The 22,647-nt window shown below is 72.5% G+C and carries 18 protein-coding genes; 13 read left to right on the top strand and 5 right to left on the bottom strand.

The genetic code is table 11. The features are described from left to right. Nucleotides 1-115: 115 nt before the first annotated feature. A complete protein-coding gene (locus tag ACF1CT_RS09900; protein WP_391783289.1) occupies nt 116-1,534 on the bottom strand; it encodes an HtaA domain-containing protein in 1,419 nt (472 codons plus the stop codon). Nucleotides 1,535-1,678: 144 nt separating this feature from the next. On the opposite strand from ACF1CT_RS09900, the gene ACF1CT_RS09895 reads away from it, so the two are divergent. From ACF1CT_RS09895 to ACF1CT_RS09860, 8 genes are all read left to right on the top strand, one after another. Further along, a complete protein-coding gene (locus ACF1CT_RS09895) occupies nt 1,679-2,785 on the top strand; it encodes a hemin ABC transporter substrate-binding protein (protein ID WP_391783288.1) in 1,107 nt (368 codons plus the stop codon). Further along, nucleotides 2,782-3,906 carry a FecCD family ABC transporter permease gene (locus ACF1CT_RS09890; protein ID WP_391783287.1) on the top strand — a complete coding sequence of 375 codons (1,125 nt, stop codon included), beginning with the start codon at nt 2,782-2,784 and terminating at the stop codon, nt 3,904-3,906. The genes ACF1CT_RS09895 and ACF1CT_RS09890 overlap by 4 nt, the downstream gene beginning before the upstream one ends. Next, nucleotides 3,903-4,742, top strand: a complete 840-nt coding sequence (locus tag ACF1CT_RS09885) for a heme ABC transporter ATP-binding protein (protein ID WP_391783286.1) — start codon at nt 3,903-3,905, stop codon at nt 4,740-4,742. Before ACF1CT_RS09890 ends, ACF1CT_RS09885 begins: the two co-directional genes overlap by 4 nt. A 189-nt stretch (nt 4,743-4,931) precedes the next feature. Continuing rightward, on the top strand, nt 4,932-6,068 hold the full coding sequence (gene efeO, locus ACF1CT_RS09880) for an iron uptake system protein EfeO (protein WP_391783285.1): 1,137 nt from the start codon (nt 4,932-4,934) through the stop codon (nt 6,066-6,068). 57 nt (nt 6,069-6,125) lie between these two features. Further along, entirely contained in the window at nt 6,126-7,409 is a 1,284-nt protein-coding gene (gene efeB / locus ACF1CT_RS09875; RefSeq protein ID WP_391783437.1) for an iron uptake transporter deferrochelatase/peroxidase subunit, read from the top strand. Nucleotides 7,410-7,468: 59 nt separating this feature from the next. After that, nucleotides 7,469-8,455: an iron uptake transporter permease EfeU gene (gene efeU, locus ACF1CT_RS09870; protein WP_391783284.1), complete on the top strand. Its 987-nt coding sequence runs from the start codon at nt 7,469-7,471 to the stop codon at nt 8,453-8,455. Then, nucleotides 8,406-9,320, top strand: a complete 915-nt coding sequence (locus ACF1CT_RS09865; protein WP_391783283.1) for a hypothetical protein — start codon at nt 8,406-8,408, stop codon at nt 9,318-9,320. Before efeU ends, ACF1CT_RS09865 begins: the two co-directional genes overlap by 50 nt. A gap of 527 nt (nt 9,321-9,847) precedes the next feature. Next, the gene (locus tag ACF1CT_RS09860; protein WP_391783436.1) at nt 9,848-11,707 is read left to right on the top strand and encodes an APC family permease; all 1,860 of its coding nucleotides are present in this window, start codon (nt 9,848-9,850) and stop codon (nt 11,705-11,707) included. A gap of 46 nt (nt 11,708-11,753) precedes the next feature. Here the strand turns inward: ACF1CT_RS09860 and ACF1CT_RS09855 are convergent, their stop codons facing one another. Further along, nucleotides 11,754-12,500 (bottom strand): bifunctional DNA primase/polymerase, encoded by a 747-nt coding sequence (locus tag ACF1CT_RS09855; protein WP_391783282.1) that lies wholly within the window; start codon nt 12,498-12,500, stop codon nt 11,754-11,756. A gap of 339 nt (nt 12,501-12,839) precedes the next feature. On the opposite strand from ACF1CT_RS09855, the gene ddaH reads away from it, so the two are divergent. Next, entirely contained in the window at nt 12,840-13,709 is an 870-nt protein-coding gene (ddaH, locus tag ACF1CT_RS09850) for a dimethylargininase (RefSeq protein WP_391783281.1), read from the top strand. Between the two features lie 210 nt (nt 13,710-13,919). Here ddaH and ACF1CT_RS09845 read toward each other — a convergent pair whose 3' ends face one another. Next, complete coding sequence (locus tag ACF1CT_RS09845; protein ID WP_391783280.1) at nt 13,920-14,930, bottom strand: small ribosomal subunit Rsm22 family protein; 1,011 nt, start codon at nt 14,928-14,930, stop codon at nt 13,920-13,922. A gap of 141 nt (nt 14,931-15,071) precedes the next feature. Here ACF1CT_RS09845 and ACF1CT_RS09840 point away from each other — a divergent pair, with 141 nt between their 5' ends. Beyond that, nucleotides 15,072-16,379, top strand: coding sequence for a hypothetical protein (locus ACF1CT_RS09840; RefSeq protein WP_391783279.1), 1,308 nt, complete (start codon nt 15,072-15,074; stop codon nt 16,377-16,379). A gap of 65 nt (nt 16,380-16,444) precedes the next feature. Here ACF1CT_RS09840 and ACF1CT_RS09835 read toward each other — a convergent pair whose 3' ends face one another. Further along, nucleotides 16,445-17,767, bottom strand: a complete 1,323-nt coding sequence (locus ACF1CT_RS09835) for a multidrug effflux MFS transporter (RefSeq protein WP_391783278.1) — start codon at nt 17,765-17,767, stop codon at nt 16,445-16,447. A gap of 84 nt (nt 17,768-17,851) precedes the next feature. Between ACF1CT_RS09835 and ACF1CT_RS09830 the strand changes: the two genes are divergently transcribed. Continuing rightward, nucleotides 17,852-18,865 (top strand): Gfo/Idh/MocA family protein, encoded by a 1,014-nt coding sequence (locus ACF1CT_RS09830; protein WP_391783435.1) that lies wholly within the window; start codon nt 17,852-17,854, stop codon nt 18,863-18,865. 73 nt (nt 18,866-18,938) lie between these two features. Here the strand turns inward: ACF1CT_RS09830 and ACF1CT_RS09825 are convergent, their stop codons facing one another. Further along, nucleotides 18,939-20,567, bottom strand: coding sequence for an alkaline phosphatase D family protein (locus ACF1CT_RS09825; protein ID WP_391783277.1), 1,629 nt, complete (start codon nt 20,565-20,567; stop codon nt 18,939-18,941). 289 nt (nt 20,568-20,856) lie between these two features. Between ACF1CT_RS09825 and ACF1CT_RS09820 the strand changes: the two genes are divergently transcribed. Then, the gene (locus ACF1CT_RS09820; protein ID WP_391783276.1) at nt 20,857-21,630 is read left to right on the top strand and encodes an SDR family oxidoreductase; all 774 of its coding nucleotides are present in this window, start codon (nt 20,857-20,859) and stop codon (nt 21,628-21,630) included. A 104-nt stretch (nt 21,631-21,734) separates the two neighbouring features. Further along, entirely contained in the window at nt 21,735-22,634 is a 900-nt protein-coding gene (locus ACF1CT_RS09815) for a PhzF family phenazine biosynthesis protein (RefSeq protein WP_391783275.1), read from the top strand. Nucleotides 22,635-22,647 lie beyond the last annotated feature (13 nt).

Genomic DNA, 22,647 nt, shown 5'->3' with positions numbered 1-22,647 from the left:
GTCTCCTCGGGGAGTGCGGTACAGGGGGGTGGGGACGGAGGTCCGGCCGTGCGACCGGACGGAGCTCCGGCCGCCCCGGCCGGCGGGGGACACCGGGAGGGGCGGCGGAGGGAGGTCAGTCGTCGTTCCGCGCGGCGCCGCGACGGCGGACGAGGAGGAACGCGCCCGCCGCGGCGGCGAGGGCGCCCGCGCCGAGGCCGAAGTAGAGCGGGGTCCGGGAACCGGAGCCGGAAGCGGAGTCCGGTTCGGACACCGGCGCCGTCGTGACCGTCTTGTCCTCGGGCGACTGCGACGGGGCGGGGTCGCTGCCCAGGTCGGGCAGGGCGGGCAGGGTGACGCCGCTGTCGACGGCGACGGCGAGGGAGAGCGGGTCCATCGCGGTGCCCGCCCGGTAGAGCGAGCCGAACGCCCTGGCGCCGTCGGCGGTGAGCGTCGCGGGGGTCTCGGTGAGGACGGCGAGGCCGTTCTTCGGCGCGAAGTCCTTCGCGTCGAAGGTGACCAGGGGGAGGACCCCGAGCCGGTCGCCGCCGCTCAGCACGTCGGCCGAGAGGGTGCCCCTGCCGTCCTTGACCCGGACCGCGACCGCGGAGAGCTTCAGGTCGAGGCCGTCGGCGCCCGTGAAGCGGACGCTGCCCGCGAACGCGGCGTCCAGGGCCTGCTTCTCCGGATCGTACGTGCCCTTGCCGCGCGGGAAGCGGAAGAGTGCCCCGCCGTCCTGCGCGCCGTCGGCGAGGGTCCACTTCCCCTTGCCGATGGAGCCGGTGACGTACTCGCGGTAGGTGCGGCGCACCCCCCAGTCGACGGCGGCGTCCTCCAGGCGTCCCGCGGTCCGCTCGGCCTTCTTCGGCTCGGCCGGCTTCTTCTCGGGGGACGTGGAGGCGGACGGCTTCCCGGCCGGGGCGGAGGTGTCCACGGAGAGGCTGACCGGGTCGAGCGGCGTGCCGGCCGTGTAGTAGCCGGCGAACGCCTTCGCGCCCTGCGCCGTCAGGGTCGCCGGGACGTTGCGGAGGGCGAGGGGGGTGGTACCGCCCTTCATGTCGATCCCGGCAAGGCCCAGTGTCGCGAGGGGTACCTGGGCGGCGGAGGTGACCCGTCCGCTTCCCCGTTCCTTGCTGACCATGTCGGCGAGGACGGTGCCGCGGCCCCCCGTGACACGGATGGTGGGGCGGCTGATGGAGAGCTCCAGTTCGTTGCCGCCGTCGGCCTTCCGGTGTCCGGCGAAGCGCACCCCGCCGGAGAAGCCCGCGGTGAAGGACCCGGTGGCCGGGTCGTAGGAACCGGTCGCGGAGTGGAAGCGGAACTGACTGCCGCCGACCGTGGCGGCGCCGCCGGTCAGGTTCCAGCTCCCGTTGGCGATGGGCCCGGTGACGTAGCTCTGGAACGAGGACTTGATGCCCCAGTCCAGTCGGCCGCCCTGCACCGTGCGGCTCGCCGCTTGAGCGGCGGTGGCCGGGAGCAGCGCTCCGAGCAGCGCCGCGAGCAGCGCGACCGCGAGCGCCCTTCCGGGCACGCGGGCAGGTCTGGACGACAGCATGAGGACCCTCCGAGATCTAGCGAGCGAGGTAAGGCTAACCTAAGGTATGCAAGTCATGCGGTGGTACCCCCATCCACCGCATCTCTCGCAACCCCATGCAAACCACGGCCAACTACTCACGGCGGAACGACAGGACGGTGCCCAGTGCGCTTCTCGCAGGACTTCGCCCCACCGGGACGGCGCACCCGACGGCCGGTCCACGGACCGGCCGGCACCGGCGGAGCGCCCGGGACGCGCCGCTCCCTGGCGGCCCTGGTGGGCGGCCTCGCGCTGGCCCTCGCCCTGACGGGCTGCGGCGGCACCGGCGGCACGAACACCGGCAAGCTCGCCGCGAGTTCCACGAAGGCCGTGGCCGACCGCGTCGAGCCGCTGGCCACCACGCCGGAGCCGCGGCTGCCCGTCACGGTGAAGTCGGCGGACGGCGCCGACGTCACCATCACCTCGACGGACCGCATCGTGCCGCTGACCGGCGGCCTGAGCGAGATCGTCTTCACGCTGGGCCTCGGCGAGCAGGTCGTGGCCCGGGACATCACCGCCACCTTCGAACAGGCGGCGAAGCTCCCTGTCGTGACCCGTGCCCACGACGTCTCGGCGGAGAGCGTGCTCTCGTTGCGGCCCACCGTCGTCCTGGCCGAGACCACCACCGGTCCGGCCGAGGCCATCGACCAGATCCGTGACGCGGGCATCCCGCTCCTCGTCGTCCGGCCGGCCAAGGAACTGGCCGACGTCTCCCGCCGGATCGAGACCGTGTCGGCGGCCCTGGGCGTGCCGGACGCGGGCTCCGCACTCGACACGCGTACGCGGTCCCGTATCGACGCGGTGAGGAAGTCCGTGCCCGCCCCCGTCGACGGGCAGCCGAAGCCCCGGGTGGCCTTCCTCTATCTGCGCGGCTCCGCCTCCGTCTATCTGCTGGGCGGCCGGGAGTCCGGCGCGAGTTCGCTCATCGAGGCGGCCGGCGGCGTCGACGCGGGCAAGGAGTCCGGTCTGAGGAAGGACTTCACCGCCATCACCAGCGAGGCGCTCGCCAAGGCGGCCCCCGACGCCATTCTGGTGATGCGCAAGGGGCTGGAGTCGGTGGGCGGTGTCGACGGCCTGGTCAAGATCCCGGGCGTCGCCGAGACCCCGGCCGGAATGGACCGGCGGATCGTCTCCATCGACGACGGCGTGCTGCTGAACTACGGGCCGCGCACGGACCGGGTGCTGAGCGACCTGGTCGCGCAACTCCACCCGAAGGACGGTGCGTCCGAGTGACCGCCCCCTCCGGGGAACACACCCGGCCGGACGCCCCCACGACGCCGGAACCGCCGACGCCGGAACCGCCGGAACCGTCGGCACCCGCGCCCCGGCGCTCCACCGCCCCGCTCCTGACCATCGGCCTGATCGCCGCCCTCGTGGTGTGCTGCCTGCTGTCCGCCGGGCTCGGCGCGTACGGCATCCCGCTCGGCGACGTCCTCGGCTCCATCCAGCACCGGATCGGGCTCGGCGGCGCCGCGCTGGACCGGGTGGGCGAGAGCGTGCTGTGGAACGTGCGGCTGCCCCGGGTCGTGCTCGCCCTGCTCGTCGGGGCGTCGCTGGGCTGTGCGGGCGCCCTGATGCAGGGCGTGTTCGGCAACCCGCTCGCGGAGCCCGGGGTGATCGGGATCTCCTCGGGGGCGGCGGTCGGCGCGGTCGCCTCCATCGCGCTGGGGCTCACCTTCTTCGGCAACTGGACCGTGACCGTCTGCGCGTTCGTCGCCGGGCTCGCGACCGTGCTGCTGGTGTACGCGCTGTCGCGGTCGGGCGGTCGCACCGAGGTGGTGACCCTGATCCTCACCGGGATCGCGGTCAACGCCTTCGCGGGGGCGCTGATCGGACTGTCCGTCTTCTTCGCCGACAACGCGCAGGTCTCCCAGATCACCTTCTGGCAGCTGGGCTCGCTGGCCCAGGCGACCTGGCCGAAGGTGCTCGCGGTGCTGCCGTGCGCGGCGCTCGGGCTGCTCGTGGCGCCGTTCCACGCCCGGAAGCTGGACCTGCTGGCGCTGGGTGAGCGGCCCGCCCGGCACCTGGGCGTCGATGTCGAACGGCTGCGGGTGGTGCTCGTCCTGGTGGTGGCGCTGCTGACGGCCGCCGCGGTGGCGGTCGCCGGGATCATCTCGTTCGTGGGACTGCTGGTGCCGCACCTGCTGCGGATGGCGAACGGACCGGGCCACCGCTTCCTCGTCCCGGGCAGCGCGCTGGGTGGCGCCCTGGTGCTGGTGGTGGGCGATCTCGCGGCCCGTACCGTGGCCGCCCCCGCCGAGCTGCCGCTCGGTGTGCTGACCGCGCTCTTCGGCAGCCCGTTCTTCTTCTGGCTGCTGCGCAGGACCCGTCGCAAGCAAGGTGGTTGGGCATGAGGCTGATGCGGAATCCGTTCCGGGCCCGGGGCCGTCTGCTGCCCGCCCCGGTCTCCCCCGGCTCGCCCGTCGCCGAGGCGCACGGGCTGCGGGTGCGGCTGGGCCAGCGGCCGGTGCTCGACTCGATCGACCTGACCGCGCACGCTGGCGAGGTGCTGGCTCTGGTCGGGCCCAACGGCGCCGGGAAGTCGACCCTGCTGGCGGCGCTGGCCGCCGATCTGCCCGCGGAGAGCGGCGGGATACGGATCGACGGGCGCCCGGTCACCGACTGGTCGGCCCCCGAACTCGCCCTGCGCCGGGCGGTGCTGCCGCAGACCGCCGCGCTGTCCTTCCCGTTCCCGGTGGAGGACGTGGTCCGGATGGGGCGGGCGCCGTGGGCGGGGACGGAGCGGGAGGACGAGGACGATCCGGCGGTGGCGGCGGCGATGGCGGCCACCGAGGTCGCCGAGTTCGCCGGTCGCCCCTTCTCGGCGCTGTCCGGCGGCGAACGGGCCCGGGTCGCGCTGGCCCGGGTGCTGGCGCAGCGCGCCCCGCTGCTGCTGCTCGACGAGCCGACCGCCGCCCTCGACCTGCGCCACCAGGAGCTGGTGCTGCGGATCTGCCGGGAGCGGGCCGCGGCGGGGGACGCTGTCGTGGTGGTCCTGCACGACCTGGGGCTGGCGGCGGCGTACGCGGACCGGGCCGCCGTACTGCACGGCGGGCGGATCGCGGTCGCGGGCCCGCCCGCCGAGGTGTTCACCGACGAACTGCTCGGCGAGGTCTACCGGCAGCCGGTCGAGGTGTTCCCGCACCCGCGGACCGGGGTGCCGCTCGTCGTACCGACCCGGACCGCTTGACCGTTCCTTGACCATTGCGCGAGGGATCCTTGGGACTGCCGTGACCACCTTGTTTCCGTGGTGCCGGGATGAGAGACGAATCACTGCACGGACGGGTCTGGGCGAGGTAAGCCTCGGTTAAGTTAGGCCCGCCTCACTTGTCTTTGTCCGGCCTTCCCTCCCGTCCCTCTCTTCCTCCGTGGAGCCCGCATGCGAGCCGTTCGTCTCTCCGTCGTCACCGCTGCCACCGCCGTGGCAGCCCTGACCGCCGTCACGGGCTGTGCGCAGAAGAGCGACGGCAAGGGCGACGGCGCCGTGGAGGTCGTCGCGAAGGACGACGCCTGCGAGGTCTCGAAGACGGAGCTGCCGGCCGGTCACATCGAGCTGGCCGTGCAGAACAAGGGATCCAAGGTCACCGAGGTCTACGTCCTGTTCCCTGACGACCGCATCGTCGCCGAGCGCGAGAACATCGGCCCCGGCACCAAGGCGACCATCACGGCCGAGATCAAGGCGGGTTCGTACGAGATCGCCTGCAAGCCCGGAATGAAGGGCCACGGCATCCGGCAGAAGATCGAGGTGACCGGCGGCAAGGCGGTCAGGCGCAGCCCCGAGATGGACAAGGCCGTCGCGGAGTACCGCACCTACGTCCAGGCCCAGGCCGACGAGACGCTGCCGAAGGCCAAGGCGTTCACGGACGCCGTGGCCGCCGGCGACATCGAGACCGCCAAGAAGCTCTACGCGGACTCCCGGCTCGGCTGGGAGCGCACCGAACCGGTCGCGGAGTCGTTCGGCGACATCGACCCGAAGGTCGACGTCCGCGAGGACGGCCTGGAGGACGGGCAGAAGTGGACCGGCTGGCACCGCCTGGAGAAGGCGCTGTGGCAGGACGGGAAGCTGGGCGCCGAGGAGAAGGCGCTCGCACCGGTCCTGTACAAGGACCTGGTCGACTGGCAGAAGCGGGTCGGCACCGCCGACATCACCCCGACCTCGATGGCCAACGGCGCCAAGGAGCTCCTCGACGAGGTCGCCACCGGCAAGGTCACGGGTGAGGAGGAGCGCTACAGCCACACCGATCTCGTCGACTTCAAGGGCAACGTCGAGGGGGCGGAGAAGTCCTACGAGCTGCTGAAGCCGATCGCCTCGAAGAACGACCCGGCGCTGACCGCCTCCCTGGACAAGCAGTTCGCGGCGCTGAACACGCTGCTCGACAAGTACCGCGCGGACAAGGGTTCCTACGTGTTCACCTCGTACGAGAAGGTCGGCAAGGCGGACCGCAAGGAACTGTCGGACGCCGTCAACGCGCTTGCCGAGCCGCTGTCCAGGCTCGCCGCCGCGGTGACGAAGTAACCGGGCGAGAGGTCACCTGCGATGCCGGACACACCTGAGACACCTGAGACGGCCGAGATGCCCGACGCACCGGACGGGGCGCGCGGCGCCGCCGCCGGAGCCCCGGCGACCGGTGCGGCCCCGTCCCGCCGGGCGCTGCTCGGCTGGGGCGGTGCCGGGCTCGCGCTCGGCGCGGTCGCGGCCGGTGGCGCGGTGGCCGCGCTGCGGCCGGAGAACGACGCGGTGCCGGCCGCCGACAGCGGCGCGGCCGTACCGTTCCACGGTCCCCACCAGGCGGGCATCGCCACCGCCGTCCAGGACCGGCTGCACTTCGCCGCCTTCGACGTGACGACGAAGGACCGCGCCGAACTCGTCGCGCTGCTCAAGGAGTGGACGCGGGCGGCCGAGCGGATGACGGCAGGTCACGCGGTCGGCGACGGGGCGTCCGGCGGGCTCCCCGAGGCCCCGCCGGACGACACCGGCGAGGCGCTGGGGCTCAAGCCCTCCCGGCTCACGCTCACCCTCGGCTTCGGCCCCTCACTGTTCGCCAGGGGCCGGTTCGGGCTGGAGGACCGGCGCCCCGGGGCCCTTGTCGACCTGCCCAGGTTCCCCGGCGACAACCTCGACGCGGCCCGCAGCGGCGGCGACCTGTGCGTCCAGGCGTGCGCGGACGATCCGCAGGTGGCGGTGCACGCCATCCGCAACCTGGCGAGAATCGGCATGGGCCGCACCGCGATCCGCTGGTCCCAGCTCGGTTTCGGCAAGACGTCCTCCACCACTCCCGACGCCCAGACCCCGCGCAACATGATGGGGTTCAAGGACGGCACCCGGAACATCTCCGGCACCGACACCGCGGCCCTGGACAAGCACGTCTGGGTGGACGGGAAGGACGGCGCGGACTGGATGACCGGGGGGTCGTACCTGGTGGCCCGGCGCATCCGGATGCACATCGAGACCTGGGACCGCGCCCCGCTCCAGGAACAGGAGGACGTCTTCGGGCGCGACAAGGGCGAGGGCGCCCCGGTCGGCAGGTCCAAGGAGCGCGACGAGCCGTTCCTCAAGGCGATGCTGCCGACCGCCCACGTGCGGCTCGCCCACCCGGACAGCAACGGAGGTGCGACGATCCTGCGCCGCGGGTACTCGTTCACCGACGGCACGGACGGCCTCGGCCGGCTCGACGCCGGGCTGTTCTTCCTCGCCTACCAGCGCGACTCACGCGAGGGATTCATCCCGCTGCAACGCCGCCTCGCGGCACACGACGCACTCAACGAGTACATCCAGCACGTGGGTTCGGCGCACTTCGCGGTCCCGCCGGGCGTCCGCGACAAGGACGACTGGTGGGGCCGGGCGCTGTTCTCGTAGAGGGCCGGTCATTGCCGTCCCTCCCACGGGACTCGAAGCGGAATCAGGAGAACCGAGACGTGTTCAGCAACTTCCTCATCGGCCTGCGCGAGGGCCTGGAGGCCAGCCTGGTCGTCTGCATCCTCATCGCCTATCTGGTGAAGACCGGCAACAGGAACAGACTGCTGCCGATCTGGATCGGCGTCGCCATCGCCGTCGTCGTCAGCCTGGCGTTCGGCGCGGGCCTCGAATTCGGCTCCCAGGAAATGACGTTCAAGGCCCAGGAGGCGCTCGGCGGTTCGCTGTCGATCGTCTCGGTCGGCCTGGTCACCTGGATGGTGTTCTGGATGCGGCGCACCGCGCGGCACCTGAAGACGGAGCTGCACGGCAAGCTGGACGCGGCGCTCGCGATGGGGACCGGGGCGCTGGTCGCCACGGCGCTCCTCGCGGTGGGCCGGGAGGGTCTGGAGACCTCGTTGTTCGTGTGGCGCGCGGTGCACGCGGCGGACGACGGCTGGCACCCGATGATCGGCGCGCTGCTCGGGATCGCGGCCGCCGTCGTGCTGGGCTGGCTGTTCTACCGGGGCGCGCTGAGGATCAACCTGTCGAAGTTCTTCACCTGGACGGGCGGCATGCTGGTCGTCGTTGCCGCGGGTGTCCTCGCGTACGGTGTCCACGACCTCCAGGAGGCCGAGTTCATCGGCGGACTGCACAACCAGGCGTTCGACATCAGCTCCACGATTCCGCCGGACAGCTGGTACGGCACGCTGCTGAAGGGCACGTTCAACTTCCAGCCGGACCCGACAGTTCTCCAGATCACGGTGTGGGCGCTGTATCTGCTCCCCACCCTCGCGCTGTTCCTCTCCCCGGTAGGGTTCGGACGGTCAGGGGGCCCGGCATCGGGGGCCACGGATCAGAAGGCGCGGAAAGCAACGGATGAGAATCCTGAGGCCGATTCGGCGGGCGACGGGTCTCGCGGCGGCGGCGACGGCGCTGTGCGTGACGGCGAGCGGGTGCGTGACGGTGCACGGCGAGCTGGAAGTGGTACCGGCGGCGACCGGGGCTGAGGCCGCACAGGTCCTGAAGGACTTCACCACCGCGTACAACGCGGCGGACAAGGCCTATGACCCGGCCCTGGACGCGGATCTGGTCACCGGTCCGCTCGGCGCGATCAACCAGGCCGGGCTGAAGGCGCGGCAGAAGAACAACCCCGACGGCAACAAGGGCCACTCGCCGCTGGAGCTCACCGACGCCACGTACCTCATCCCGAAGAAGGCGGGCTGGCCGCGCTGGTTCGTCGCGAACACGGATTCGAACCGTGACGAGGACGGCGGCAAGCTGGACACCCGCTGGCTCGTCGTCTTCGTCAAGTCCGCCCCCGGCGCGGGCTGGCGCGCCGCCTACCTGTCGGTCGTCGCCCCGTCGCAGCTGCGCGCCTTCGCGAAGGACGCCGACGGACGGGCCCGGCCGGTGGCGGCGGACAGCGCCGGGCTCGCCGTGGCCCCGGAGGACCTGGGCACCCATTACACGGAATACCTCCAGAAGGGCACCCCGGACGTCTTCGCCCCCGGCTCCGCCACCTCGGGCTGGCGCGAGGCACGCCGCACCGCCCAGCGGCCCGGTTTCTCGTTCCAGTACGTCGACCAGCCGATGGACACCGGCACGTTCGCGCCGCTCGGTCTGGAGACGGAGGACGGCGGGGCACTCGTCTTCTTCAGCAGCAAGCACTTCGAACGGCAGACCGCGGCCCAGGGGCTGCGTCCGCCGCTCAACGCGGACGTGGAGGCGCTGCTGACGGGCGAGGTGAAGTCGACCCTGACCAAGGAGCGGGTATCCGGCCAGCTCGTGTACGTCCCGAAGAAGGGCGCGGGCGACGGCAAGGTGGTCGTGCTGAACCGGCTGCCGGGTCTGACGTCGGCCAAGGGCGAGTGATCCCGGGCCCGGCGGACGCCCCGCACCGCGTACCGCCGGCCCTGCGCGCCGTGTTCGGTTCCGCTCCGGCACGTCCTTGACCGCCGCTCCGGCCCGGGCCCGGCGGCCCTTGCCGCTCTCCGGAACCGCGTCGCTCCCGACACGGAGCGTCACCATGCGTCACACTGCGCGGTGTGTCGGATATCCGAGGACATCGTGAGGTGACACCGGCCGGCTCGCCCGGCCCGGCCGATCAGCTGCCACGGCTGGACGAGCGGCAACTGCGGGTGCTCCGCCGGGTGGGACGCGAGTGGGGGCGGGTTTCGGCGGCTCCGGACGTGTGGCGTCGCGCCCTGCCCGTCGATCCCGATCTGGGGACGTTCCCGGCTCCGGCCGAGATCCGCCCCGCCCGGTTCGGACGGCTGATCCCGCTCGCCCCGCTCGGCCGGCGCCCCGGGGAGCACCTGGCACCGGCCGCCCCGCGGGCCCGTTTCCGGAAGGTTCTGCTGGGGACGGCCCTGAAGAGTTCCGCCGTGGTGACCGAGCGGATGCGCAAGCTGGTGGCGCTGCCGGTGCTGTCCGCCGACGCGCTCTCGTCGGTCGCCTACGGCCCCGAGGCGATGCTCGCGGTCCTGGTACTGGCGGGCGTCGCCGGGCTCTCCCGCGCGTTTCCCGTCGCCGGGGCGATCGTGCTCCTGATGCTGGCGGTCGGCGTCTCGTACCGCCAGACGATCCGCGCCTATCCGCACGGCGGCGGTTCCTACATCGTGGCGAGCGCCAACCTGGGACCGGTGCCGGGGCTGATGGCCGCGGCCGGACTGATGACCGACTACGTCCTCACCGTGGCGGTCTCGATCGCCTCGGGGGTGGCCGCCATCACCTCGGCACTCCCCTCGGTCGTCCCGGCCGCCGTTCCCCTCGGGGTCGGCGTGATCGTGCTGCTGCTCGTCGGCAACCTGCGCGGGATCCGGCAGGCCGGCGCCCTGTTCGCCGCCCCGACCTATCTCTTCGTCGTCGCCATGTTCGCCCTCGTCGCCGCGGGTCTTGTCGACGCCGCGGGGCAGGGCTTCCGGCCGCACCCCGCTCCGCCGACGCACGCCACCGAGGCCGTCGGCCTCCTGCTGATCATGCGGGCGTTCTCGTCCGGCGCCACCGCGATGACCGGAATCGAGGCGATCTCCAACGCCGTCCCGGCGTTCCGCCCCGTCGAATGGCGCAACGCGCGCACCACGCTGAGCTGGATGGTGGGCCTGCTGATCGTCATGTTCGCCGGGATCGTCGTCCTCATCCACCTGACCGGGGTGGTGCCCCGCCCCCAGGAGACCGTTCTCTCCCAGCTCGCGCGCCAGAGCTTCGGCCCGGGAGGCATGTACGTCTTCATCCAGGCGGCCACGGCCGCGGTGCTGCTGCTCGCCGCGAACACGGCGTACAACGACTTCCCGAGAGTGCTCTCCCTGCTGGCCCGGGACGACTACGCCCCACGCGTCTTCATGCGGCTGGGGGACCGGCTCGCCTACAGCAACGGCATCCTTCTTCTCTCCCTGGCCTCGGCGCTCGTCCTCGTCGCCTTCGGCGGGCAGACCGCCGCGCTGATCCCGCTGTACGCGGTCGGGGTCTTTCTCGCCTTCACCCTGTCCCAGGCCGGAATGGTCGTCCACTGGTGGCGGCTGCGGGACCGCCACTGGCGCAAGAGTCTGCTGTTCAACGCCGTCGGCGCGCTGCTGTCCGGCGTCGTCCTCGTCACCGCGGGCATCAGCAAGTTCACCGCGGGCGCCTGGGTGGCCGTCGTCGCCGTCGTGCTGTTCCTCGTCGTGACCACCCGAATCCACGCACACTACGCGTCGGCCCGCGCGGCCCTGCGGCTGCATCCCCACGCCATCGAACTTCCCGCGTCCGCCGTCCTGGGCCCGTCCCCGGCACCGATTCCGCCCGCCCCGGCCGCATCACGCCCCCGCCGGCCGGGCACCGGGCGGTCCGACGAGGAGGGCGAGGAACTGCCGGAGGAGGTGCACCACCTGTCCGTCGTCGCGCTCGCCGGACTGGACCTGGCGGGCATGCGCACCCTGGCGTACGCCGCCTCGCTCCGGCAGCCGGTCCTCGTCGTCCACATCAGCCTCTCCGAGGAGGAGGCCCGGCGCTTCCGCGACTACTGGGCCCTGTGGGGCGACCATCTGCCGCTGGAGACCATCCTCTCGCCCTACCGGGCGGTCGTGGCCCCGCTGGTCCGCTACGTGGAGACGCTCCACCGGCTGTACCCGGACCTCACCCTCACCGTGCTCCTGCCCGAGATCGTCACGCGGCACCGCAGGCACCAGCTCCTGCACAACCGGACCGCGGCACGCCTGCGCCGGGCCCTGCGCCCCCTGTCCAAGATCGTCATCACCACCGTCCCGTTCCACCTGCCCTGACCGGGACGTCGTGGCCGAGGCCGTGGCCGCCCCCGGGACCGGCGGCTCAGCGGCTCAGCGGCCACGCCACCGAGCCGTGGTCCAGATCGCTCTGGTCCGCGGTGTCCGCGTACTGGGCGCAGGCGTCGGTGAGCGTCTCCAGCAGCGTCAGCGGATCGGGCAGCGGGTGCTCCGGCCCCCGCACCCATCGCACGTCCAGCTCACCGGGGAGCCTGGCCGGCGGCAGGAGCGCGTAGCTGCCCCGGCAGTGCCAGCGCAGCCCCGGGTGCTCGTCCATGGTCTCGGGGTGGCAGTCCAGCTCGCACGGCCACCACTCGTCCTCGTCCTCGGGGGTGCCCCGGGTGGCGGTGAAGAAGAGCATCCGGTCGTCGCCGGAGCGGGCGACGGGGCCGACGTCGACGCCTGCGGAGAGAAGCCGCTCCAGGGCCTGCTCCCCCGCGGGCAGCGGCACGTCGAGGACGTCGTGGATCATGCCGGTCGCGGTGATGAAGTTGGCCTGCGGCTGGTTGCGGGCCCAGCGCTCGATCTGGGCACGGTCGGTGGTGGACTGGGTCTGCCAGGCGAAGGAGATCGGATGCCGGGCGGGGGTGGGGCAGCCGATGCGTTCGCACGAACATCGGTAGCCGACCGGGTGGGCGGCGGGCGCGATCGGCATTCCGGCTTCCGCTACGGCCAGGAGCAGCGCCTCCCTCACACTGTCGTCGACCTCGCTCTGCTGCGGTTTGGGTCGGCGGCGGAGCCATTGGGAAAATTTGCTCGCTGAGCCGCGATTACGGCCGAAATCGGCGCCCATCTATCCCCTCACCTCGGTATTGCCTGTACCCATGGTCCCACCATCCTGCGCCTCAGGTGGCCGGAGTCCGGAAGCGGGGTACGGAAAACACCGCGCCGAGCGGGGCCCTATGACACTTCTTGTCAGGAAATGACGGGTAGCTCCGAGGCGTCCGGGAGGCCGCTCAGGGCGTGGTCACGGATACGACTCGCTACGTGTCGTCCCACCTCGGCGTCCCCTCGTGCGGAACCACCCGATCGGATCACTGCGCGCCGCCCCCGGAAGGCGGACCATGGGCTCACGCACGCACCCGTGCGACGTCCCCGGCAGGCGACCCCTGCGTTTCGTGAGGAGCCTTCATTGCCCACGAACCACCCGGCCACCCCCCCTCGTCACGGCGTTCCGCGCCCCGCCCCCCGCCGTCGGGCCACGCCCCGTCGTTACCTGATGTGTCCTCCGGACCACTTCCGGGTGACGTACTCCATCAATCCCTGGATGGACCCCGCGAAGCCCGTGGACCTCCCGCTGGCGCGGACGCAGTGGGAGGACCTGCGCGACCGCTACCGGGCCCTCGGGCACACCGTGGAGCTGCTCGCGCCCCGGCCCGACCTGCCCGACATGGTGTTCGCCGCCAACGGCGCCACCGTCGTCGACGGCCGGGTGCTGGGCGCGCGGTTCGCGTACCGGGAGCGTTTCGAGGAGGCCGCCGCCCATCGCTCGTGGTTCCGGGCCCACGGATTCACCGCGATCCACGAACCGGCCCATGTCAACGAGGGCGAGGGCGACTTCGCGGTCACCGCGTCGTATCTGCTCGCCGGGCGGGGCTTCCGGTCGAGTCCGCTGTCGCACGGCGAGGCGCAGGAGTTCCTCGGCCGCCCGGTGCTCGGGCTCGATCTGGTGGACCCGCGCTACTACCACCTGGACACGGCCCTGTCCGTGCTCGACGAGGCGGGCGACGAGATCATGTACTACCCGGGGGCCTTCTCGCCGGGCAGCCGGGCGGTGCTGGCGCGGCTGTTCCCGGACGCGCTGATCGCCGGGGAGGCGGACGCGGCGGCGCTCGGCCTGAACGCGGTGAGCGACGGGCTCCACGTGCTGCTGCCGCAGGCCGCCACGGGACTGTTCGGGCCCCTGCGGGCGCGCGGTTTCGAGCCGGTTCCGATGGACCTCGGCGAGTTGCTGAAGGGCGGTGGCAGCGTGAAGTGCTGCACACAGGAGCTGCGCGGCTGATCCCGTGGTCCCGGCGGGACCGCGAACGGCCGGACGGGCCGCACCCGGGTCACCCGGGGCGGCCTTCCGCACCGTTCGGGGACGCCCGGCCGCGGAACAGTCCTCAGAGCCTGCCGGACGCCCTCCGGCCGGGCGGCGACGTCCCGGCACGCACGCTTCCGGCACCCTGGAAACGCACGCGCCACGCCCCGTCCGCCTTCCGGCCGGAGGTCACCCGGCAGGCTCTCGGTCGCTCCCGTCCGGCGGCCAGGTGTCGCCCCACGCGGCGTCCCGGGCGGCCCGGTAGAGCTCGCCGTGCCGTTTGGTGACCGTGGAGCGCCGCAGCCCCTCGTCCCGGGTGCACAGGTCCAGCAGGACCTGCCCCTTGCGGATCTGCGGCTTGCGGGTGATCCGCTCCCGTGCGGGCCGCACCGGGAACCGGGTGCCGACGACGTAGCTGAACTTCTCGTCCTCGTACGGCAGCGAACCGCCCTTGATCTGCCGGTGCAGCGAGGAGCGGCTGACCCGGGCCGAGAAGTGGCACCAGTCGGTGCCCGGCTCGATCGGGCAGGTTCCGTCGTGCGGGCAGGGTGCGGCGATCGTCAGCCCGGCGGCGATCAGCCGGTCGCGCGCCTCGATGATCCGGGCGTAGCCGTCGGGTGTGCCCGGTTCGACGACCACGACCGCCCGCGCCGCGTCCGCGGCGGAGTCGATCAGGCGGTCGCGGACCGGCTCGGTCAGTTCGTTCAGCACGTAGGAGACGGTGATCAGGTCCGTGGGGGCGGGTTCGAGGTCCTCGCCGATCCGGGCCCGGCGCCATTCGGCGGCGCGCAGGGCGGGGCTGCCGGAGGCCGCGGCCAGTTCCCGGCCGAGGGCGAGTGCGGGCTCGGCCCAGTCCAGGACGGTCGTCCGCGTCCCCTTCCAGGCCCCCGCCACGGCCCAGCTCGCCGCTCCGGTGCCGCCGCCGATGTCGGTGTGCGTGGCGGGCGCCCAGTCCGGGGCCGCCGCCCGGAGCGCGGTGAGGGCGGCGCGTACCGCCTCGAAGGTCGCGGGCATCCGGTACGCGGCGTAGGCGGTGACGTCGGAACGGTCGCGGAGGACGGGGGCGTGGGTGGGAATGGTCCCCCGGTAGTGGGCGATGAGCCGGTCGACGGCCTGGGCGGCCTGCTTGGGAGGCAGCCCGTCGAGCAGTGCGGCCAGTGCCGTGCGCAGGACTTCCGCGGTGGGGAGGGTGGCGTTCACCGGCGAATTGTAGGCGGAGGTGACGAACCGGCCTACGGCCCGGAAACGGCCGGGAACCGCAGTGCTGATGAACTGCCGCAAGCGCTACGCGTGTTGCTACGCTGACGGCCGCGAGGTCGGGATTGCCCATCGAGGGACACCATGAGACAGAAGATCGTGCGCCTGGTTCTGGTCGGCGGAGTGCTCGTGCTTGCCATGCTCCTTCTGCTCGCCACGTGCGGGAGCGGTGACAAGGGCTCCAAGAAGTCGGCGAAGCAGGTGCGGACGAGCGCGACGCCGGTGACGCAGCTGACCGTGCCCAACGCGTTCGAGACGAAGCACGGCTGGGAACTGGTCAGCACCTCGCCCGACTACGCGATCTCCCGGTCGACGGGGCGGCTCGCCTACATCGTGCGGGTCTCGGACACCAAGTACCAGTTGCGGACCATCGATTCGGAGACCGGGGAGGCGGGCTGGCACGGGGAGAACTGGCGGCCCCCGTCCCCGCAGAACTTCCCGAGGCTGCTGACGGTCACCGCGGGGGACCAGGAGTACTTCGTGACCTGGTCGTACGGAAAGGTCGGCGAGAACGCGCTGACCCCCGCCGACACGATCGTCTCGATGGACATCTACGGCGTGGAGGACGGCTCCCGGCGGCGCGTCGAGGTGCCGTGGACCTCCGTGCCGGCGGTCTCCGCCAGCGGCCCCGCCGTCCTCATCAACGACGGCCGGACGAACAGCGCGGTGGTCGACCCGGTGACCGGGCGGGTGTCGCAGGTCACCGCCGCCCAGCTGAAGTATCCGAAGGGCTGTGCCGACTGCAAGCAGCTCACTGAGGTGCGCGGGCTGGCGCAGAAGGGCCTGCTGCTCAGCGGCGCCAAGGAGTTCTGGGTGCAGGACGGCTGGTTCAGCCGCGATGTCGCCCCCAAGGGGACCGACCGCGTGAGCGGGATTCCGACGTCGGTGATCCCGGGCCTGGTGCTCGCCAAGTGGCAGCTGGACAAGAAGGCGAAGCGCGCCGCCACCCACGACCTGTGGGCGGTGCACGATCTGGAGACGGGCAAGGCGCTGGCCTCGGTGGAGTGCAGCAAGCCCGCGATCAAGCCCGGCCAGTACCCGCAGCTCGTCTCCGCGCCCTCGGGAGGTTTCCTGGTGGCCGGGCCGCTCGCCTTCGACCTGGTGACGAAGCGGGGCTTCTGCTTCGAGGGCACGGAGGGCGCGAAGCCGCTGACCCTGGTGTCGGTGAACGACGAGGGCATCGCGTACGGCGCGGCGAACGCGCGCAACGCGGGCGACGTACTGGCCGGGGGCGGCACGCCCGTCGCGGTCGCGGTCAGGAGCGGCTCGACGGGGGCCCTGCCCTCGAACGTGCGGCTTCCCGGCGCGGTGACGTCGGACGGTGTCGGCCTGTTCCGCTGGACCGACGAGAAGGACCGCCCGCACCTGATCGGTTACCCGGCCGCGCGCTGAGGACGCGAAGGCGCCCCGCCCGTCCCGGGCGGGGCGCCTTCGCGTCGGGGTGCCGGACGGGCCGGTCAGGAGACCCGCCGCCAGGGCCGGCACATCCCCAGGAAGCAGGCCATCGCGCCGAGTCCGCAGATCAGTTGCACGACCGCCATCGGGACCGCCGTCTTCTCGCCCGCGATCCCGACGAGCGGCGAGGCGATGGCACCGACCAGGAACGACGAGGTGCCGAGCAGCGCGGAGGCGGACCCGGCGGCGTGCTTGGTACGCATCAGGGCCTGGGCGTTGGTGTTCGGCATCGCGAGTCCCATCGCCGACATCAGCACGAAGAGTCCGGCCGCGACCGGGACCAGGCCGACGTCCCCGACGATCCCGGACGTCATGACCAGCAGCGCTGCCGCGGCGAGCACGATGACCGCGAGGCCGAAGCAGAGCACCTTGTCCAGGCTGACCCGGCCGACCAGCAGCTTGCCGTTGATCTGGCCGACCGCGACCAGGCCGACCGAGTTGACGCCGAAGAGCAGGCTGAAGGTCTGCGGCGAGGCCCCGTAGATCTCCTGCACGACGAACGGCGAGGCGCTGATGTAGGAGAAGAGCGCGGCGAAGGCAAGGCTGCCCGCGATCATGTAACCGGTGAAGACCCGGTCGGCGAGCAGCCCGCGCATGGTGCGCAGCGCGTCACCGACGCCGCCGGTGTGCCGGTCCTCGGGCGGCAGGGTCTCGTGCAGTCCCTTCCACACGACGAGGGTGAGCAGCACGCCGACGACGGCGAGGACGGCGAAGATGCCCCGCCAGTCGGTGAAGCGCAGCACCTGCCCGCCGATCAGGGGCGCGACGACCGGGGCGACGCCGGAGATCAGCATCAGGGTGGAGAAGAACTTGGCCATGGCGACGCCGTCGTACAGGTCGCGCACCACGGCGCGGGCGATGACGATGCCCGCCGCGCCGGCGAGTCCCTGGAGGAGGCGGAAGCCGATGAGGAGTTCCGCGGTGGGGGCGAAGACGCAGATCAGGGTGGCGAGGACGTAGACGACCATGCCGATGAGCAGTGGTCTGCGCCTCCCCCAGCGGTCGCTCATCGGTCCGACGACGACCTGTCCGAGCGCCATGCCGGTGAGGCAGGCGGTGAGGGTGAGCTGGACGGTCGCGGCGGGTGCGTGCAGGGACTCGGTGACCGCGGGCAGCGCCGGGAGGTACATGTCCATGGAGAGCGGTGGCAGTGCGGTGAGACCGCCGAGTACCAGGGTGACGAAGAGGCCGGTGCGCCGTGCCGCCCCGGTCGTGTCCGGCGTCCCCGGGCGTGTACCGGGTGTCGCGGCGTCCCCGCCTTCGACCCCGATGGTTGATATGTCCGTTATTTCCTTCTGGGCCCGACTCGGGCCGCTCTCCGGCATTCTCATCTCCATGTAGTTGAATCCGCCTCTATGCTCTCAGCTCAGCCGCACTGGTCGAGACCTTCGGGAGCAGGCATGACAGGCATGGACAGGGTTCTGCGTTGGGGCGTGCTGGCGACCGGCGGGATCGCCGCGACGTTCACCGAGGACCTGGGGGCGCTGCCGGACGCGGAGGTGGTGGCCGTGGCGTCGCGCACGCGCGCTTCGGCCGAGGCGTTCGCCGAGCGGTTCGGGATACCCCGGGCGTACGGCGACTGGGCCTCGCTCGCCGCCGACGAGGAGGTCGACGTGGTGTACGTCGCGACACCGCACTCGGCGCACCGGGAGGCCGCGGCGCTCTGTCTGGAGGCCGGCAAGCACGTGCTGTGCGAGAAGGCGTTCACGCTCAACGCGCGGGAGGCCGGGGAGCTGGTGAAGCTCGCCCGGGAGCGCGGCCTGTTCCTGATGGAGGGCATGTGGACGTACTGCAACCCGGTCATCCGGCGCATGACGGAGTTGGTGCGGGACGGCGCCATCGGTGAGATCCGCACCGTGCAGGCGGATTTCGGCCTCGCGGGCCCCTTCGGTCCCGGACACCGGCTGCGTGACCCGGCGCTGGGCGGGGGCGCGCTGCTGGACCTCGGGGTGTACCCGGTGTCGTTCGCCCATCTGCTGCTGGGCGAGCCGGACCGGGTGCAGGCCGACGCGCTGCTCTCCCCCGAGGGCGTCGACCTGAACACGGCGATGCTGCTGGGCTGGTCGGAGGCGGGGGCCTCGGCGCTGCTGAACTGCTCCATCGTCGCGGACACTCCGTTGACCGCCGCGGTCACGGGCACGAGGGGGCGGATCGACTTCCCCCGCGGTTTCTTCTACCCGGAGCGGTTCGTGTTGCACCGGGAGGGGCGCGAACCGGAGGAGTTCACCGCGGGCGCGGCGGACGGGGCGGGTCAGGGGCTGCGCGGGATGCAGTTCGAGCAGGCCGAGGTGGCGCGGGCCCTGCGGGCGGGCGAGACGGAGTCGCCGCTGGTGCCGCTGGACGGTTCCCTCGCGGTGATGCGGACGCTCGACGCGGTGCGCGACCGCATCGGCGTCCGCTATCCGGCCGACGGACTCGGCTGACGGGCCCCGGACCGCGCGGGGCCCACGACGGTACGTCGAGGACGCGGTCCGGTGACCCTTTCCGGTCGCGGGGCTACGCGGGCGTGAGGCCCTGGTCGCCCACCTCGGTGACGAACGATCCGGCGGTCGTGACGGGCGCGCCGGGCGTCGTGACGGCCGACACCGTGCGGTAGTCGGCGCGCGCCCGCTCGCGGCCCAGGGTGACGAGCGCGTAGCCGCGTCGGCCGTTGAAGAACTTCAGGTGCGGGTTGGCCCGCATCAGGTTGTTCCAGCTGCCGGGCCGGTCCGAGCCGTCCTTGCCGCTGGTGATGGACGAGGTGACGATCTCGGTGCCCAGGGTGCGGGACGCCGGGTCGTCGAAGTCCTTCTTCAGGTCGAAGCCGTAGTGCACGTGCACGTCGCCGGTCAGCACCATCAGGTTGTCGACCCCGGCGGCCTCGGCACCCCTCAGGATCCGTTCCCGGGAGGCGGGGTAGCCGTCCCACGCGTCCATCGACAGCTTGAAGGCGTCGGTGGGGACGTCCCGCCGCTGGGCCAGCACGACCTGCTGCGGCACCACGTTCCACAGGGACCGCGAGGCCCGCCAGCCGTCCAGCAGCCAGCGCTCCTGGGCGGCTCCGGTCATGGTGCGCGAGGGGTCCTCGGACTCCGGTCCGGGCTTCTGCCAGCCGTCGCCGTACGCCTGGTCGCTGCGGTACTGACGGGTGTCGAGGATGTCGAACTGGGCGAGCGTGCCGAAGTGCAGGCGCCGGTAGAGCCTCATGTCCGGACCGGTCGGGCGCTGCGGGGTGCGCAGCGGCTGGTTCTCCCAGTAGGCCCGGTAGGCGGCGGCGCGGCGCAGCAGGAACTCCTCCGGCGGCACGTCGTTCTCGGGGATGCCGCCCGCGTAGTTGTTCTCGGTCTCGTGGTCGTCCCAGGTGACGACGAAGGGGTGCGCGGCGTGGGCGGCGATCAGATCGGGGTCGGACTTGTAGAGGCCGTACCGCAGCCGGTAGTCCTCCAGCGTGATCGTCTCGTGGTTGAAGTGGGCGGGCAGTTCGCGGCTCGTGTCGTTGCGGGCGCCGCCGGTCGCGTTGACGGCGTACTCGTAGAGGTAGTCGCCGAGGTGGAAGACGGCGTGGACGTCCTCGTCCGCGAGGTGCTTGTACGCGGTGAAGTAGCCGTCGTGGTACGCCTGGCAGGAGACCGCGGCGAGGGTCAGGCCGTTGTTGCGGGCGCCGCGGGCGGGTGCGGTGCGGGTCCGGCCGACGGGGCTGGTCCAGCCCCCGGCGCGGAAACGGTAGTAGAGGACGCGGTCGGCCTCCAGGCCCTTGACCTCGACGTGGACGCTGTGGTCGAACTCCGGGTGGGCGGTGGCCGTGCCGCGCCGGACGACCCGGGAGAAACGTTCGTCGCGGGCGACTTCCCAGCCGACCTGGACCCGGGCCCGGGGCAGTCCGCTGCCTGCCTCGTACGGGCGGGGGGCGAGTCTCGTCCACAGCAGGGCCGAGCCGGGCAGCGGGTCGCCGGAGGCGACCCCCAGGGTGAACGGATTCTCCTTGATCTTCCGCGCGTCCAGCTCGGCGGCGCTCGCGGTCCCCGCGGCGGGCAGGTTGACCGAGAAGGCGAGCGCGGCGGCGGCACCGGTGACGGTGAGGAAGCGGCGTCGTCCGACGTTCCGGACGGCGTCCCGCATGTCCCGCTGGTGAGATGAGTGCGTCATCTGTCCCTCCCCTGGCTGGTGGTGTGCCCGGCAAGTGCACCGGGCCGGCCCGTCGCACGGCTGTCGTGTACGCGTCGCCAGGGCGTCGCGCGGATGAGTAATGCGGCGGGAACGGATTCACGGGGCAAAACACGCGTGGGCGTCGACCAGCATGATCGCCGCTCGCGGTCCCGCCCATGCCTCGAAATCGCCGCCCCACAACAGGAATTGACCACGCTTTGACCTCATTCGGGCGTGTCCGTCGCGCGCACCGGGGCCGGTCGAACACAAGGGCGTACGCTGCGGCTCCATGAGCGACGACGTGGGACAGCCCTCTTCGAGGACGGCGGTGGTGACGGGCGCCGGTTCCGGCATCGGCCGCGCGGTGGCACTCGCCCTGACCGGCGCGGGCTGGTCGGTGGCGCTCGCGGGACGGCGTCCGGGTCCGCTCGCCGAGACCGCCGCGCTGGCCGGGGAGAGGGCCCGGGTGATCACCGTCCCGGCCGACGTGTCGAGCGCCGAGGACGTGGAGGCGCTGTTCGCGTCGGTGCGGGAGTGCTTCGGCCGCCTGGACCTGCTCTTCAACAACGCGGGCACGTTCGGCCCGCGTTCCGTCCCGGTCGAGGACCTCGCCGTCGCGGACTGGCGCGCGGTGGTGGACGTGAACGTGACCGGCGCGTTCCTGTGCGCGCAGGCGGCCTACCGGCTGATGAAGGCCCAGGACCCGCGGGGCGGCCGGATCATCAACAACGGTTCGGTCTCCGCCCACGCCCCGCGTCCGCACTCGGTGGCCTACACCACGACCAAGCACGCCATGACGGGCCTGACGAAGTCGCTGTCGCTGGACGGCCGCCCCCACCGGATCGCGTGCGGGCAGATCGACATCGGCAACGCGGCCACGGACATGACGCGTGCCATGCGCACCGGCGTGCTCCAGGCCGACGGCGACGTGGCGGTGGAGCCGGTGATGGCGGCCGAGGACGTGGCGCGGACGGTGCTCCACATGGCGGAGCTGCCCCTGGAGGCGAACGTGCAGTTCGTGACGGTCCTGGCGACGGCCATGCCGTACGTGGGCCGCGGCTGACCGTTACGAGCCGGGGGCAATGGAGTGCGGGGCCCCGCCGGCACCTCGCCCGGTCGGCGCACCGAACGGGAATGGACCGGGGTCCGGCCCGGTTGACCTGCGACATGAGCCAGAATCCGGGCACCGAGGTGCTTCGTTACACCGCGTTCTCCGCCGACCCGGCGGGCGGCAACCCGGCGGGGGTCGTCCTCGACGCGTCCGGTCTCGACGACGCGGCGATGCTCGCCGTGGCGGCGGAGCTGGGCTACAGCGAGACGGCGTTCGTCACCGGACGGACCGGGCCGGGCGACGGTGGCCGTCCGGGCGAGGCGGGACGGACCGGCCCCCCGGCGTACACCGTCCGCTACTTCAGCCCGAGGGCCGAGGTGCCGTTCTGCGGACACGCCACCGTGGCCACGGCCGTCGCGCTCGCCGAACGCGACGGCCCCGGCGACCTGCTCTTCCTCACCGCCGCGGGCACGGTCCCGGTCACCGTCACCCGGCAGGGCGCCGGACTCCGCGCCACGCTCACCAGCGTCGAGCCGCGGGTCGTGGACATCACCGCGGACGACCTGGCGGAGGCACTCGGCGCGCTGGGCTGGCCGGCCGCCGACCTGGACCCGGAGCTGCCGCCGCGGATCGCCTTCGCGGGCGCCCGCCACCTGGTGCTGGCCGCCGGGAGCCGGGAGCGCCTCGCCGACCTCGACTACGACTTCGCGCGCCTCGAAGCCCTGATGCGGCGACTCGACCTGACCACCGTGCACTTGGTGTGGCGGGCCTCCTCGCGCGTCTTCCACGTCCGGGACCCGTTCCCGGTGGGCGGCGTGGTCGAGGATCCCGCCACGGGTGCGGCGGCGGCCGCGTTCGGCGCGTACGCCCGCACGCTCGGCCTCGTCCCCGACACCGCGGTCCTCACCCTGCACCAGGGCGAGGACATGGGCCGCCCCGGCACGCTCACCGTCGAACTGCGGTCGGGTGACACCCGGGTACGGGTCGGCGGAACCGGAACCCGGATCACGGGCTGACGGCGGCTCCGGG

This window comes from Streptomyces sp. NPDC014734 (genome assembly GCF_043083325.1).
Classification (GTDB): domain Bacteria; phylum Actinomycetota; class Actinomycetes; order Streptomycetales; family Streptomycetaceae; genus Streptomyces.
This window is presented reverse-complemented; position numbering and strand designations above follow the sequence as displayed.